We start from the raw sequence: 12,330 nt of genomic DNA, 5'->3' as shown, positions 1-12,330 counted from the left end.
TGGTTTTGAGCTGCTGTTGAAATCAGCGGTAGGCAGTGGCAATGCCTTTGCGTTCTTCAATGCATTCCGGCGCGCCCATCTCGAACTCGCGACAGATCAGCGGACGTTTCTCGTAGATCGTGCACATCATGCTGTCGCGGTCCAGCGCCGCGCACCAGCCGTCGTCCAGACGCAGCATCACCTCACCACCCCACTCATCGGTATCGATAAAGCGTTCGGGCACGCCAGTGTCGGTGATCAGCATCACTTCAAGCTGGCAACAGCACGCCGCACAGGTCGAACACGTGACCGCTGGCTCGGTGATTTGCTGGTGGGGAATGGTTTTCATGGCGCCAGTGTAAGCCAGTCGCCTGTGGCTGTGTGAAAGGCCTGACAGACGCTCAGTGGCTGAGCCGCCGTGCCATCGCGTGCAGCACCGGAAACAGTACCGCCCATAGCAGGCCGATGCCGATCAGGGTCGGAATTTCCCCGTAGGGAAATTGCACCCCGGCGAGGCGCCCGCCACCGTAATAGGAAACAGCGCCGCCGACTGCGCCCAGCGCGCTTGCCAGCCACCACGGACGAGCCGTCCATTGCAGGCAGTGGCGCAACGTGGTGGCAAGCAGTGCCCAGAGGAGCATCAGCCAGAGCGGAATCAGCGGCGACGGATCCTGGAATTCGAACACGCCCGCCGCGCGCAACAGGCTGTCCACCGCTGTGCCGACAATCACTACGCTGAGAATCAAGCGACCCTCCGCCGACCAACTGCTGATCCAGCCCAGATGGATCACCAGCACCGCCAGCGCCACCAGCAACCACAGACTGTTGCCGCCGATCACGCAGGCCAGCCAGCCGACCTGGAACAGCACGGCATTGATCAGCCGCTCAAGCATCGAAGCGCCCGAGCAACGGCGCTGGCATTGCCGCCGGTTTGGCCAACAGCAATTGCGCGGTGCCGATGGTGCGCTCGAGGAACCCGCCTTCGCAGTAGCAGAGGTAAAACTCCCACAGCCGCAGGAAGTAATCGTCGTAACCCAACTCGCTCAACCGGCCATGGGCGCGGCGAAAGTTCTCGTGCCACAGGCGCAGGGTGCGGGCGTAGTGCAGGCCGAAGTCTTCCATGTGCAGCAGGTTCATGTCGGTCTCGCGGCTGACCACTTCGAGCATCTTCTGCACGCAGGGCAGGGCGCCGCCGGGGAAGATATAGCGCTGGATGAAGTCGACGCCGCGCTTGGCCTGCTCGTAGCGCTGCTCGCGGATGGTGATTGCCTGCAACAGCATCAGGCCGTTGCTCTTGAGCAGGTGCGCGCACTGTTTGAAGTAGGTCGGCAGGAAACGATGGCCGACCGCCTCGATCATCTCGATCGACACCAGTTTGTCGTATTCGCCGGTGAGGTCGCGGTAGTCCTTGAGCAGCAGCGTCACCCGATCCTGCAACCCCAGTGCTTCAATGCGCTTGGCGGTAAACGCGTACTGCTCTTTCGACAGTGTCGTGGTGGTGACGCGGCAACCGTAATGCTGCGCGGCGTAGAGCGCCATGCTGCCCCAACCCGTGCCGATCTCCAGCAGATGATCCTCGGGTTTGAGCGCGAGCTTCTGGCAGATCCGTTCCAGTTTGTTCAACTGCGCCTGTTCCAGGCTGTCCTCGGGGCTGAGGAACTGCGCGGCCGAGTACATCATGGTTGGGTCGAGAAACTGTTCGAACAGATCGTTGCCGAGGTCATAGTGCGCCGCGATGTTTTTCTGCGAGCCCTTGCGCGTGTTGCGGTTGAGCCAGTGCAGGCCTTGCACCAGCGGCCGGCTGAGGCGGGCCAGACCGCGCTCCATGGCGTCGAGCACGTCGAGGTTGCTGACGAACACGCGCACGACCGCCGTCAGGTCCGGCGAACTCCAGTAACCGTGGATAAACGCTTCGCCAGCGCCAATCGATCCGTTGCCGGCGACCATGCCCCAGACCGCGGCATCCTGGACATGGATTTCGCCGAGCAGGTGGCTGCCCGGCGTACCGAACATCAGGCGTTCGCCGTCCTCGACCACCAGCAATTGCCCGTGTTTGAGTTGACTCAGTTGCCGCAAAACGCCACGACGCAGCAGCGAACCGGTCAAACCGTTGGTGCTGAAGCGACTGGCCGACAGGCTAGAGGATTTCATGGCGGTGCTCCTTGGGAGGCACGGTGGCGATTTGAAAGCTGCCGTCGGCAGCCTGATGAGCAAAAATCGGGGCACGCTTGAGCAACAGGCGCACGGCTTGCCAGTAAATCGCCAGACAGGTTTTCGCGGTCATCCACGGAAAACGTCGCAAGTAGCGGTGCAGGCTGTGGCGGTCGAGGGGTTCGCGCTGCAGATTGAGCGTGGCGTCGAACAGCTTGTGCTCACCCTGCCAGTCGGCCATGTGCACGCCGAGCTTTTGCGCCGCCGGGCTGAAGCTCATGCGGTACTCGAGATCGCGTGGCAAAAACGGCGAGACATGAAAGGCCTTGGCCACAGCAAAGTGCTGGTGAAAGTCTTGCAGGTCGGTCGGTGTGCGGGCCGGCAGCACGTAGTGATAACGCTCGCGCCACGGCGTGTTGGTGACTTCGCAGAGAATCGCCGCCAGTTGCCCGTCGGCCTCGTGGCAATAAAAGAAGCTCACCGGGTTGAACGCCAGACCCCAACTGCGTGGTTGGGTCAACAGACAGATCGAACCCTGCGGCTGGTGGCCGATGGCGGCACCGACTTGCTGGCGTACCGCATCGATCAGGCGCATTCCATTGCCGGTGAAGGTTTTCAGGTAGTCGGTTTCGCGAAACGAAAACGCTGCAAAGCGGCTGCGACTGGCAAACGGCGACAGGTCGAATACGGCGTCCTGTTCCGCCAGATCGAGATACAACAGACCGATCCGGTAACGGAATTCGTGGCGTCTGGGCGAAAAGCGCCGATGGCCGATCCAGCCGCTGTACAGGGCGCTGTTCATAAGCTTTCCCCGAAGGCGGCAGCCACGCGCAAGGCGCTGACGACACCGTCCTCATGAAAGCCGTTGGCCCAGTAGGCGCCGCAGTAGTGGGTGTGCTGCTGACCGTCGAGTTCGGCCCAACGGTTCTGCGCCGCCACGGCCGCAAGGCTGAACTGCGGATGGGCGTAGGTGTATCGGGCAAGCACCTTGGACGGGCTGATGCCGGCGCTCTGATTGAGGCTGACGCAGAACGTGGTGTCGCTCTGAATGCCCTGCAGGATGTTCATGTCGTAGGTGACGGCCGCGTGCGTATGGCCGGCGCCGCTCAAGCGATAGTTCCAGCTGGCCCACGCCAGTTTGCGGGTCGGCAGCAGACGGGTATCGGTATGCAGCACCACTTCGTTATCGGCGTAGGGCAGGGCGCCGAGGATCGATCGCTCCGCCTGGCTTGGCGTGGCGAGCAATTGCAGGGCCTGGTCGCTGTGGCAGGCGAGCACAACCTTGTCGAAACGCTCGATGCCGGCCGGGCTGTGGATAACCACGCCGTGTTCGTCGCGATCGATGCGCGTCACCGGGCAACTGAGGCGGATCTTGTTCTTGAACGCAGCGGTCAGCGGTGCGACATAGGCACTTGAGCCGCCCTCGATCACCTGCCATTGCGGGCGATCACTGACTGACAAGAGTCCATGATTCTTGAAGAAGCGCACAAAGAATTGCAGCGGGAAATTGAGCATCTCGGCCATGGGCATCGACCAGATCGCCGAGCCCATCGGCACGATGTAATGCAGGATGAAACGTTCACCATAACCGCCGGCCTTGAGGTAATCGTCGAGCGTGGTGTCGGCGGCGATCCGCTGTTCGGCGAGGTCGCGCTGGGCTTCTTTGTTGAAGCGCAGGATATCGCGCAACATGCCCCAGAACCCCGGCGACAACAGGTTGCTGCGCTGGGCGAACAAACTGTTGAGGTTGTTGCCGTTGTATTCCAGGCCAGTGTCCGGATCGGTGACCGAGAAGCTCATTTCCGTCGGTTTGAACGACACGCCGAGCTGGCCGAGCAAACGGATGAAGTTCGGGTAGGTCCAGTCGTTGAACACGATGAAGCCGGTGTCCACGGCGTATTCGCGGCCTTCGACGGTCACCTCCACGGTATGCGTGTGGCCGCCGACCCAGTCGCTGGCTTCGAACACCGTGACATCGTGTTGGCGATTGAGCAGATAGGCGCAGGTCAGGCCTGCGATTCCGCTGCCGATGATGGCGATTTTCACGAGGGTTCCTGCAGCGGTGGCGGTTTACGCACCATGCGTTTGCCGATCGCCAGTTGCACCCGCGACGGCAGTTTCGACAGCGGCCACAACGCCGCCATGAACAGCGCCGGGAAAGCGATCTCCAGTGGTCGATCCTTGAGTTTGGCGAAGATGTGCCGCGCGGCTTTATCCACAGGCCAGCTCAGCGGCATCGGGAAATCGTTTTTCGCTGTCAGTGGCGTATCGACGAACCCCGGGCTGATGATGGTGACCTCGATCCCTTCATCCGCCAGATCAATGCGCAGCGATTCGAACAGGTAACGCAGGCCTGCCTTGGAGGCACCGTAGGCTTCGGCGCGGGGCAGCGGCAGGTAGGTCACCGAGCTGGCCATGCCGATCAGATGCGGCGCGGTGCCCTTGCGCAGCAACGGCAGGGCGGCTTCGATGCAATAGCTGCTGGCCAGCAGATTGGTGCGCACCACGTGCTCGATGATCGACGCGTCGAATTGCCGGGCGTCGACGTATTCACAGGTCCCGGCATTGAGAATCACCGAATCCAGCGAGCCCCAGGTCTCGCTGATCTGCTGACCGATCTCACGCACGGTCTGACTATTGGTCAAGTCTCCGGGCACCACCAGCACTTGGCCGGGGTAGCGCTGGGACAAGACTTTCAAGGGCGCCACCTGGCGTGAACTGACGGCCAGATGCGCGCCGCTTTTCAGAATCTCTTCGGCCAGCGCGGCGCCGATGCCACTGCTGGCTCCGGTCAGCCAATAACGCCGTGGAGGTGTACGACTCATCCCATTCTCCTTTTCAGCCAGGCGATCACCCGGCCCAATACGGGTAAATGTTCATACAGCATGGCCCCGGCATCGAAGTAATCCCGGTGGCGATAAACCTTGTCGCGCCAGAGCAGATGCGAACACCCGGCGACGCGAATCAAACGACCACCGGCCAGACGCGGGTGGCGGTAACTCATGACCCAGCGCAGGTAACCTTCACAGTCACCGATCTGGTCGAAGCCGTGGAAATCGAAACGCAGCTCGCTGACGTTGGCGTACAGCTCGCTGAAGTAATGACGCAGTTGCGCCAGCCCCTGCACTTCATGCAGCGGATCGGTGAAGTGAATGTCATCGCTGTACAGCTCGCCCAGACGCTGCAAGTTGTCTTTGTCCAGCTCGGCGAACTGACGGGCGAAGCGGCGCAGGAATTCACTCATGGGTTTCTCCCGTGGACGAACGCGACGGCAGGCTCTTGAAGGCCGCCAGCGCCCGTTCGCGCGAAGCCCCGAGATTGACGATCGGCGACGGATAGTTGGCGACGCCGAACAACCCGCCGACACTGGCCGGGTTGTGTACTTCTTTCTTGTTCAGACCGGCGAGTTCGGGCAACCAGTGCTTGATGAACAGGCCTTCGCTGTCGAATTTTTCCGATTGGCTGATCGGGTTGAAAATGCGGAAGTACGGCGCCGAATCGGTGCCGGTCGATGAGCTCCATTGCCAGCCGCCGTTGTTCGCCGCCAGATCGCCGTCGATCAAGTGGCGCATGAAAAAGCGCTCGCCTTCACGCCAGTCGATCAGCAGATTCTTGGTCAGGAACATCGCCACTACCATCCGCAGACGGTTATGCATCCAGCCGGTTTCCAGCAGTTGGCGCATGGCCGCATCGATGATCGGCAAACCGGTGCGTGCTTCTTGCCAGGCCGCCAGATCGCCCGGCGCATCACGCCAGGCCAGCGCTTCGGTTTCCGGGCGAAACGCGCGGTGGCGCGAAACCCGTGGGTAGCCGACCAGAATGTGTTTATAGAACTCGCGCCACAGCAGCTCGTTGATCCAGGTCACCGCGCCGACCTTGCCGCTGTCGAACTCGCCCTGATTGCTTTGCAGGGCCGCCTGCAGGCATTGGCGTGGCGAGATCACCCCGGCGGCGAGATACGGCGAAAGTTGGCTGGTGCCGGGCTTGGCCGGAAAATCGCGCTCGCTCTGGTAGTAGTCGATCTGCGCGTCGGCGAAGGTATCGAGGCGGCGCCGGGCTTCCTGCTCGCCGGCCGGCCACAGCGCACGCAAGGACTCGCTCGGCGTTGCAAAACCGGCGACGGCTGCCGGTACCGGATCGCTGTCGATATTCAGCTTTGCCTGTTTGCCGGGCGTCTTCACCAGCGCCGGCATCGAGCGATGCAGGCGTTCGTAGCAGACCTTGCGGAACTGGCTGAACACCTGAAAGTAGGTGTCGGTTTTGGTCAGCACCGTGCCGGGCTTGAACAGCAGTTGGTCAAGGTAGCTGTGGAAAACGATGCCTTTGGTCTTCAGGGCCACGGCCACGGCGGCGTCGCGCTGGCTTTCGTGGATGCCATATTCCTCATTGACGTGCACGGCCTGGACATTCAACTGCACGCAAAGCTCAAGCAGCACCGCCGGGGCCTGATCCCAATGATCAGCGGTGCGCAGCAGCAACGGAATGTTCAGCTCGCCGAGGCGGCTGCTCAGCTCACGCAGGTTGCGCAGCCAGAAGTCGACCTTGCACGCGGCGTCGTCGTGTTCCAGCCACTGCTGCGGGCTCAACAGATACACGGCAACCGTCGGCCCGCGCGCTGCGGCGGCCGCGAGAGCGGTGTTGTCATGTTGGCGCAAGTCGCTGCGCAGCCAGATCAATTGCATAGCGGATTCCATTAAATCAGCCCACGCTGGACGAGTGCCTGATGCGCCGAGAGCGGATCTTCGGCCAGGATCAAATCAGCGGTTTCGCCAGTTCTTACGGACAACTCGGTCTGGTGGATGCATACCGTTGGTCCGACCAGCAATGTGGGGGCGCTGACGCCATTCAGCAGTTTTGGCAACTGCGCCAGGTTCATCGCCTTGCTGGAATACAGCAGCACGCCGCGCGCTTGCAGATGATCGACCGCCAGCGCCAGTTCTCCGGCCGATAGCGGCCAGTCGAACACTTGCACCGGGCAATCGGCGCTGCTGATCAGCCACGCGCAGAGCCACAGGTGCGGTTCCAGCGGCAGATCCGAGTGATTGATCAACAGCAGCGGCGCGGTGTGTAACTGTCGATTGTTATGGTAGATGCGCGCGCCGAATTTGCTGCGTAACCAGGAATAAAAGAACACCCGCTCCATCTGCGCACCGAACTGGCCTTGCCAGCGCTGCTCGAGTTCGGTCAGCAGCGGCAGCAGCAACTGCTCACACAGAGTGCGCGGCGGATACAGGGCCATGGCCTGGTTGATGCTGTCGTCGAGGTTGCGCTCGTTGAGGTGGGTGACGGCGTCGAGCAATACGTTGCGCTGGCGCTGCCAGTCGTTTTCCACCGTTTCGGTAAAGGCTTGCGGGGTGTCGAGCAACGGCTTGACCTGACTGACCGCCACGCCCCGGTTGAGCCAGGTCAGGATGGTCAGAATTTGCTGCACATGTTCGCTGGAGTACAGGCGATGGCCCTTGGGTGTGCGTTGCGGCACGATCAGCCCGTAACGGCGCTCCCAGGCGCGCAGGGTGATGGCGTTGACGCCGGTCTGCCGCGCCACTTCGCGGATCGGCAGCCAGCCCTCGTCGAGGGCTTTCTTGAAGTCGGCACCCAGGTCTTCCTGGGCGCTGGTGTCGAGTGTGTCGTTCATCAAATGGCGTTTCGCAGGCTGAGGTTTTCCGGATGCGGCTGCAGGTAAACCTGCTGCGCAATGTAGGGATCCGGGTGTAGGCGAAAGTGGTGCTTGAGCAAGGTCAACGGCACCACCAGCGGCACGATGCCGTGGCGGTACTGGCCGATCACATGCTGCATTTCCTGTTTGTCTTCAGGGCTGATCGCCTGTTTCAGGTAGCCGCTGATGTGTTGCAGGACATTGCTGTGGGTGCGGCGGGTGGCGCATTTCTTCAACGCGCTCATCAACTCGCTGAAATAGTGCGGGCCGAGTTCGACCGGATTGGTCTTGCCCATGTTGCCCAGCAGTTTGCCCAGGGCTTTGTATTGCTCCGGGTTGTGCGCCATCAGCAGGTATTTGTAACGCGAGTGGAATTCGGTCAGTGCGCGGCGGCTCAAGCCTTGTTCGAGCACCTGCTGCCAGGCGCTGTAGGCGAGCACGCGAGTGATGAAGTTTTCCCGCAGCACTGGATCGTTCAGGCGCCCGGCTTCTTCCACCGGCAGATCAGGGTGCTGCGCGCAGAACGCCTGGGCATAGATGCCACGGCCGCCGCCATTCACCGGGGCGCCGTTGGCGTGATAGACCTTGACCCGCTCCAGACCGCACGAAGGCGACTGCTGCATGAAGATGTAGCCGCAGATGTCATCGAGTTCACCGGCCATTTTCTGCCCGTAGGCGGCCAGCGGTTCAGTCACATTGATTTGCGGATTGACTGTGCCGACGGCTTCGGGAGCTTCCGGATCGCCGACCAGACGGATCGGTTCACGAGGGATGCCCAGGCCAATGGCAACTTCGGGGCACACCGGGACGAATTCGAAATATTCAGCCAGGGTGCGGCTGCACAGCCGCGATTCTTTGTGCCCACCGTTGTAGCGCACTTCAGCGCCCATCAGGCAGGCGCTGATGGCGATTTTGGGCCGGGATGCAGAAAGGTCGGACATGCACACCTCGAATCTATTCCTGTACAGACAGTTAGTTCTGTACAACTTTTCCTCAGCATAGATTCATACGTGTACAAGTCAAATCGTTTGTATAAGTTTTTCCAGGTTTACACGATCGACTGTGGGAGCGGGCTTGCTCGCGAAGGCGTCAGCTCAGTTGGATCAATGTGACTGACACAGCGCTTTCGCGAGCAAGCCCGCTCCCACAGGGAAATCATTTCCAGCCCAGTAACCAGTGATCGTTGTTCTTCAACGTCTGCCAATCGAGGCGTTCTGCGCGCTTGGTCAACACCGCCTGCAACTCAATCTCCAGCACCGTACCTTCCTCATCGCGGAACAGCTCGGTGACCAGAAAATGTTTTTCGCGGTTTTGCGGGTGGGCTGCTGTCCACTTCGACAGCAGCAGTTTTTGCGGATTGATACGGTTCACTGCAGGTTCTCGTGCAAGCGGCGCGCGGCTTCCTGGCCGCTGAGCCAGGCGCCTTCGACGCGTCCGGACAGGCACCAGTCGCCGCAGGCGTACAGGCCCAGATCGGCATCGGCCAGCGTGCCCCATTCGTGGCCGGTCGCAGGGCGAGCGTAGAGCCAGCGGTGGGCGAGGCTGAAGGTCGGAGCGGGCATTGCACTGTGCAGCAGTTCGGCGAAAGCGCCATGCAGTTGCTCGATGACCGCTTCCTTGGGCAGATCGATGTGTTGTCGGCTCCAGGCGCTGCTGGCGTGCAGTACCCAAGTGTCACAAGTGGTGTCGCGCCCCGGTTTACTGCGGTTACGCGCCAGCCAGTCGATGGGGCTGTCCTGCACGAAGCAACCTTCGATTGGCGTATCCAGTGGCGTATCGAAGGCGAGGGCGACGGCCCAGGTCGGTTCCATTTTCACCCCGGCGGCCGCACCGGCCAGTTTCGGCGCCGCGGCCAGCAATGCAGTGGCTTGCGGTGCCGGTGTGGCAATCACCACGTGGCTGAAGGGGCCGTGGGTGAAGCCCTCGGCGTCCTGCAGGTGCCAGTGTTCTTCACCGCGAAAGACTTCGGTGATGCGGCATGCGAAGTGGACTTCCAGATCACCGAGCAAGCCTCGGGTGATAGCGCTCATGCGCGGTGTGCCGACCCAGCGGATCTGCTCGTCCGGCGACAGGTTCAGTCTCCCACCCTGAAAGGTATAGAGCTGCGGCGTCCACTCGGCGACCCAGCCCAGGCTTTGCCAGCGTTGCACCTCGGTGACGAAACGCCGGTCACGGGCGGTGAAGTACTGCGCGCCCATGTCCAGAGAACCGGCGTCGCTGCGTTTACTCGACATGCGCCCGCCACTGCCGCGGCTTTTGTCGAAGAGCTGGACGGTGTGTCCGGCGTCTGTCAGGGCCTGGGCGGCGGAGAGTCCGGCGATGCCGGTGCCGATGATTGCGATAGGTACAGTCATAGGGGCCTCGTTTTACCTTTCTGTACAGACTACGCCGTCAATGAAACCTGTACAATTTTGTTTTTTGGTATAACTTCTAGCGTTCTCGTTCTGACAGCTTGGCCTATGGTTAAACAATAGAGCCTGCCCGATAGAAAAGATCCCTGCTTATAAAAATAGACTAGTGATCCGGGTAAAACGCCACGCGAGGAAGATGTCATGCGCATATTGCTGACCGGCGGTACTGGTTTGATAGGCCGTCAGCTCTGCCGACACTGGTCGGGACAGGGCCATCAGCTGACGGTGTGGAGTCGGCGTCCGGAAAAAGTCGCGAAAATCTGTGGCGCGCAAGTGCGCGCGATTGCGCGTCTCGAAGACTTCGGCGACGAGCCGCTGGACGCCGTGGTCAACCTGGCCGGTGCGCCGATTGCTGATCGGCCATGGACCCATCGGCGCAAGGCGTTGTTGTGGAGCAGCCGCATCACCCTCACCGAAACCCTGCTGGCCTGGCTGGAAACGCGTCAGCAGAAACCGGGGTTGTTGATCTCCGGCTCTGCTGTCGGCTGGTATGGCGACGGCGGTGAACGTGAGCTGACCGAAGATTCGCCGCCAGTGATCGACGACTTTGCCAGTCAGTTGTGCATTGCCTGGGAAGAAACCGCCCAGCGTGCCGAAGGTCAGGGCATCCGCGTGGTGCTGGTGCGTACCGGGCTGGTGCTGTCGGCCGAGGGCGGCTTTTTGTCGCGGCTGTTGCTGATGTTCAAACTCGGTCTGGGCGGGCCTTTGGGCAATGGCCGGCAGTGGATGCCGTGGATTCACATCGATGATCAAATCGCCCTGATTGATTTTCTTCTGCACCGCGATCAGGCAAGCGGTCCTTATAATGCCTGCGCGCCCAAACCGGTGCGCAATCGCGAGTTTGCCAAAACGCTGGGCAGCGTGCTGCACCGCCCGGCGTTCATGCCGATGCCGGCCCTGGCCTTGAAGGTCGGGCTTGGCGAAATGTCATCGCTGTTGCTGGGTGGCCAACGCGCCATGCCGGCACGCTTGCTGGAAGCGGGTTTCACTTTCCAGTTCACGGATTTGCGCGCGGCCCTGGATGATCTCTCCGGCCGCCTTTGAAATAGGACGATGCATGACCGATCACGCCTTGCTTCTGGTCAACCTGGGTTCTCCGGCCTCCACCTCGGTGGCCGATGTACGCCGCTACCTCAATCAATTTCTGATGGACCCGTATGTGATCGACCTGCCGTGGCCGGTGCGGCGGTTGTTGGTGTCGCTGATCCTGATCAAGCGCCCCGAGCAATCGGCCCATGCCTACGCTTCGATCTGGTGGGAGGAGGGCTCGCCGCTGGTGGTGCTCAGCCGTCGTCTGCAACAGCAGATGACCACCCAGTGGAGCCACGGTCCGGTAGAGCTGGCCATGCGTTACGGCGAGCCGTCGATTGAAACCAGGTTGCTGCAGCTGGTCGCAGCAGGGCACAAGCGCATCACGCTGGCGCCGCTCTATCCACAGTTCGCCGACAGCACCACGACCACGGTGATCGAAGAAGCCAGGCGGGTGATTCGCGAGAAGAAACTCGACGTGCAGCTTTCAGTGCTGCAACCGTTTTACGACCAGCCGGAATACATCGACGCACTGGTCGCCAGCGCCACGCCGCATTTGCAGCAGGACTACGATCACTTGCTGCTCAGCTTCCATGGCTTGCCGGAACGGCACCTGACCAAGCTCGATCCGACCGGTAACCACTGCTTGAAAAGTGCGGATTGCTGCAAGAATGCTTCGCCGGCCGTGCTTGCCACCTGTTACCGCGCCCAGTGCATGCGCACCGCCTCCGAATTCGCCAGGCGCGCGGGCATTGCCGATGGCAAATGGTCGGTGTCGTTTCAGTCGCGTCTGGGGCGGGCGAAGTGGATCGAACCCTACACCGAAGCGCGGCTGGATGAGCTGGCGAAAAGCGGCGTGAAGAAGATTCTGGTGATGTGCCCGGCGTTCGTTGCCGACTGCATCGAGACGCTGGAAGAGATCGGTGATCGCGGCAAGGAACAGTTCCGCGAAGCGGGGGGCGAGGAGTTGGTGCTGGTGCCGTGCCTGAATGATGAGCCGCAATGGGCGAAGGCGTTGGCAACCCTGTGTGAACGAGCGCCGCTGGCGCTTTAAAGCCAAAAGCTTCGCGAGCAAGCCCGCTCCCACATTTGATCTACGGTGCG

Annotated in this window: 14 protein-coding genes; 2 read left to right on the top strand and 12 right to left on the bottom strand. The window is 61.4% G+C overall.

Features of this window, described 5'->3' with window-relative positions; translation table 11 throughout:
* Positions 1-22: 22 nt before the first annotated feature.
* The 12 genes from NTD85_RS23960 to NTD85_RS23905 all read right to left on the bottom strand — a co-directional run bounded on the left by NTD85_RS23960 (position 23) and on the right by NTD85_RS23905 (position 10,140).
* Positions 23-328 carry a YkgJ family cysteine cluster protein gene (locus tag NTD85_RS23960; RefSeq protein ID WP_007967664.1) on the bottom strand — a complete coding sequence of 102 codons (306 nt, stop codon included), beginning with the start codon at positions 326-328 and terminating at the stop codon, positions 23-25.
* 52 nt (positions 329-380) lie between these two features.
* Entirely contained in the window at positions 381-872 is a 492-nt protein-coding gene (locus NTD85_RS23955; RefSeq protein ID WP_103520206.1) for a DUF2878 domain-containing protein, read from the bottom strand.
* Positions 865-2,130 carry an SAM-dependent methyltransferase gene (locus NTD85_RS23950; protein WP_003228144.1) on the bottom strand — a complete coding sequence of 422 codons (1,266 nt, stop codon included), beginning with the start codon at positions 2,128-2,130 and terminating at the stop codon, positions 865-867. Before NTD85_RS23950 ends, NTD85_RS23955 begins: the two co-directional genes overlap by 8 nt.
* Complete coding sequence (locus tag NTD85_RS23945) at positions 2,117-2,932, bottom strand: DUF1365 domain-containing protein (RefSeq protein ID WP_262143368.1); 816 nt, start codon at positions 2,930-2,932, stop codon at positions 2,117-2,119. The genes NTD85_RS23950 and NTD85_RS23945 overlap by 14 nt, the downstream gene beginning before the upstream one ends.
* The gene (locus tag NTD85_RS23940; protein WP_262143367.1) at positions 2,929-4,176 is read right to left on the bottom strand and encodes an NAD(P)/FAD-dependent oxidoreductase; all 1,248 of its coding nucleotides are present in this window, start codon (positions 4,174-4,176) and stop codon (positions 2,929-2,931) included. Before NTD85_RS23940 ends, NTD85_RS23945 begins: the two co-directional genes overlap by 4 nt.
* Positions 4,173-4,955 carry an SDR family NAD(P)-dependent oxidoreductase gene (locus NTD85_RS23935; RefSeq protein WP_003228137.1) on the bottom strand — a complete coding sequence of 261 codons (783 nt, stop codon included), beginning with the start codon at positions 4,953-4,955 and terminating at the stop codon, positions 4,173-4,175. The genes NTD85_RS23940 and NTD85_RS23935 overlap by 4 nt, the downstream gene beginning before the upstream one ends.
* A complete protein-coding gene (locus NTD85_RS23930) occupies positions 4,952-5,374 on the bottom strand; it encodes a nuclear transport factor 2 family protein (RefSeq protein WP_003228136.1) in 423 nt (140 codons plus the stop codon). The genes NTD85_RS23935 and NTD85_RS23930 overlap by 4 nt, the downstream gene beginning before the upstream one ends.
* Positions 5,367-6,812: a deoxyribodipyrimidine photo-lyase gene (gene phrB / locus NTD85_RS23925; RefSeq protein WP_262143366.1), complete on the bottom strand. Its 1,446-nt coding sequence runs from the start codon at positions 6,810-6,812 to the stop codon at positions 5,367-5,369. Before phrB ends, NTD85_RS23930 begins: the two co-directional genes overlap by 8 nt.
* An 11-nt stretch (positions 6,813-6,823) precedes the next feature.
* A complete protein-coding gene (locus tag NTD85_RS23920) occupies positions 6,824-7,765 on the bottom strand; it encodes a MerR family transcriptional regulator (protein ID WP_003228132.1) in 942 nt (313 codons plus the stop codon).
* On the bottom strand, positions 7,765-8,727 hold the full coding sequence (locus NTD85_RS23915; protein ID WP_262143365.1) for a YbgA family protein: 963 nt from the start codon (positions 8,725-8,727) through the stop codon (positions 7,765-7,767). Before NTD85_RS23915 ends, NTD85_RS23920 begins: the two co-directional genes overlap by 1 nt.
* Positions 8,728-8,941: 214 nt before the next feature.
* Complete coding sequence (locus tag NTD85_RS23910) at positions 8,942-9,157, bottom strand: TIGR02450 family Trp-rich protein (RefSeq protein ID WP_103485753.1); 216 nt, start codon at positions 9,155-9,157, stop codon at positions 8,942-8,944.
* Positions 9,154-10,140: an NAD(P)/FAD-dependent oxidoreductase gene (locus NTD85_RS23905; RefSeq protein WP_262143364.1), complete on the bottom strand. Its 987-nt coding sequence runs from the start codon at positions 10,138-10,140 to the stop codon at positions 9,154-9,156. Before NTD85_RS23905 ends, NTD85_RS23910 begins: the two co-directional genes overlap by 4 nt.
* 198 nt (positions 10,141-10,338) lie before the next feature.
* Here NTD85_RS23905 and NTD85_RS23900 point away from each other — a divergent pair, with 198 nt between their 5' ends.
* Entirely contained in the window at positions 10,339-11,241 is a 903-nt protein-coding gene (locus NTD85_RS23900; protein WP_003228123.1) for a TIGR01777 family oxidoreductase, read from the top strand.
* Between the two features lie 13 nt (positions 11,242-11,254).
* Positions 11,255-12,280 carry a ferrochelatase gene (gene hemH, locus NTD85_RS23895; RefSeq protein ID WP_262143363.1) on the top strand — a complete coding sequence of 342 codons (1,026 nt, stop codon included), beginning with the start codon at positions 11,255-11,257 and terminating at the stop codon, positions 12,278-12,280.
* Positions 12,281-12,330 lie beyond the last annotated feature (50 nt).

The organism is Pseudomonas sp. 13B_3.2_Bac1 (genome assembly GCF_025466205.1).
GTDB lineage: Bacteria > Pseudomonadota > Gammaproteobacteria > Pseudomonadales > Pseudomonadaceae > Aquipseudomonas > Aquipseudomonas fluorescens_H.
Note: the sequence above shows the minus strand (reverse complement) of the source record. Positions and strands in the feature narration are given on the sequence as shown.

Excerpts from the sequence above, each read along its gene's own strand:
- NTD85_RS23960 (WP_007967664.1), bottom strand. The coding sequence starts at position 328 with ATGAAAACCATTCCCCACCAGCAAATCACCGAGCCAGCGGTCACGTGT.
- NTD85_RS23955 (WP_103520206.1), bottom strand. The coding sequence starts at position 872 with ATGCTTGAGCGGCTGATCAATGCCGTGCTGTTCCAGGTCGGCTGGCTG.
- NTD85_RS23950 (WP_003228144.1), bottom strand. The coding sequence starts at position 2,130 with ATGAAATCCTCTAGCCTGTCGGCCAGTCGCTTCAGCACCAACGGTTTG.
- NTD85_RS23945 (WP_262143368.1), bottom strand. The coding sequence starts at position 2,932 with ATGAACAGCGCCCTGTACAGCGGCTGGATCGGCCATCGGCGCTTTTCG.
- NTD85_RS23935 (WP_003228137.1), bottom strand. The coding sequence starts at position 4,955 with ATGAGTCGTACACCTCCACGGCGTTATTGGCTGACCGGAGCCAGCAGT.
- NTD85_RS23930 (WP_003228136.1), bottom strand. The coding sequence starts at position 5,374 with ATGAGTGAATTCCTGCGCCGCTTCGCCCGTCAGTTCGCCGAGCTGGAC.
- phrB (WP_262143366.1), bottom strand. The coding sequence starts at position 6,812 with ATGCAATTGATCTGGCTGCGCAGCGACTTGCGCCAACATGACAACACC.
- NTD85_RS23920 (WP_003228132.1), bottom strand. The coding sequence starts at position 7,765 with ATGAACGACACACTCGACACCAGCGCCCAGGAAGACCTGGGTGCCGAC.
- NTD85_RS23915 (WP_262143365.1), bottom strand. The coding sequence starts at position 8,727 with ATGTCCGACCTTTCTGCATCCCGGCCCAAAATCGCCATCAGCGCCTGC.
- NTD85_RS23905 (WP_262143364.1), bottom strand. The coding sequence starts at position 10,140 with ATGACTGTACCTATCGCAATCATCGGCACCGGCATCGCCGGACTCTCC.
- NTD85_RS23900 (WP_003228123.1), top strand. The coding sequence starts at position 10,339 with ATGCGCATATTGCTGACCGGCGGTACTGGTTTGATAGGCCGTCAGCTC.
- hemH (WP_262143363.1), top strand. The coding sequence starts at position 11,255 with ATGACCGATCACGCCTTGCTTCTGGTCAACCTGGGTTCTCCGGCCTCC.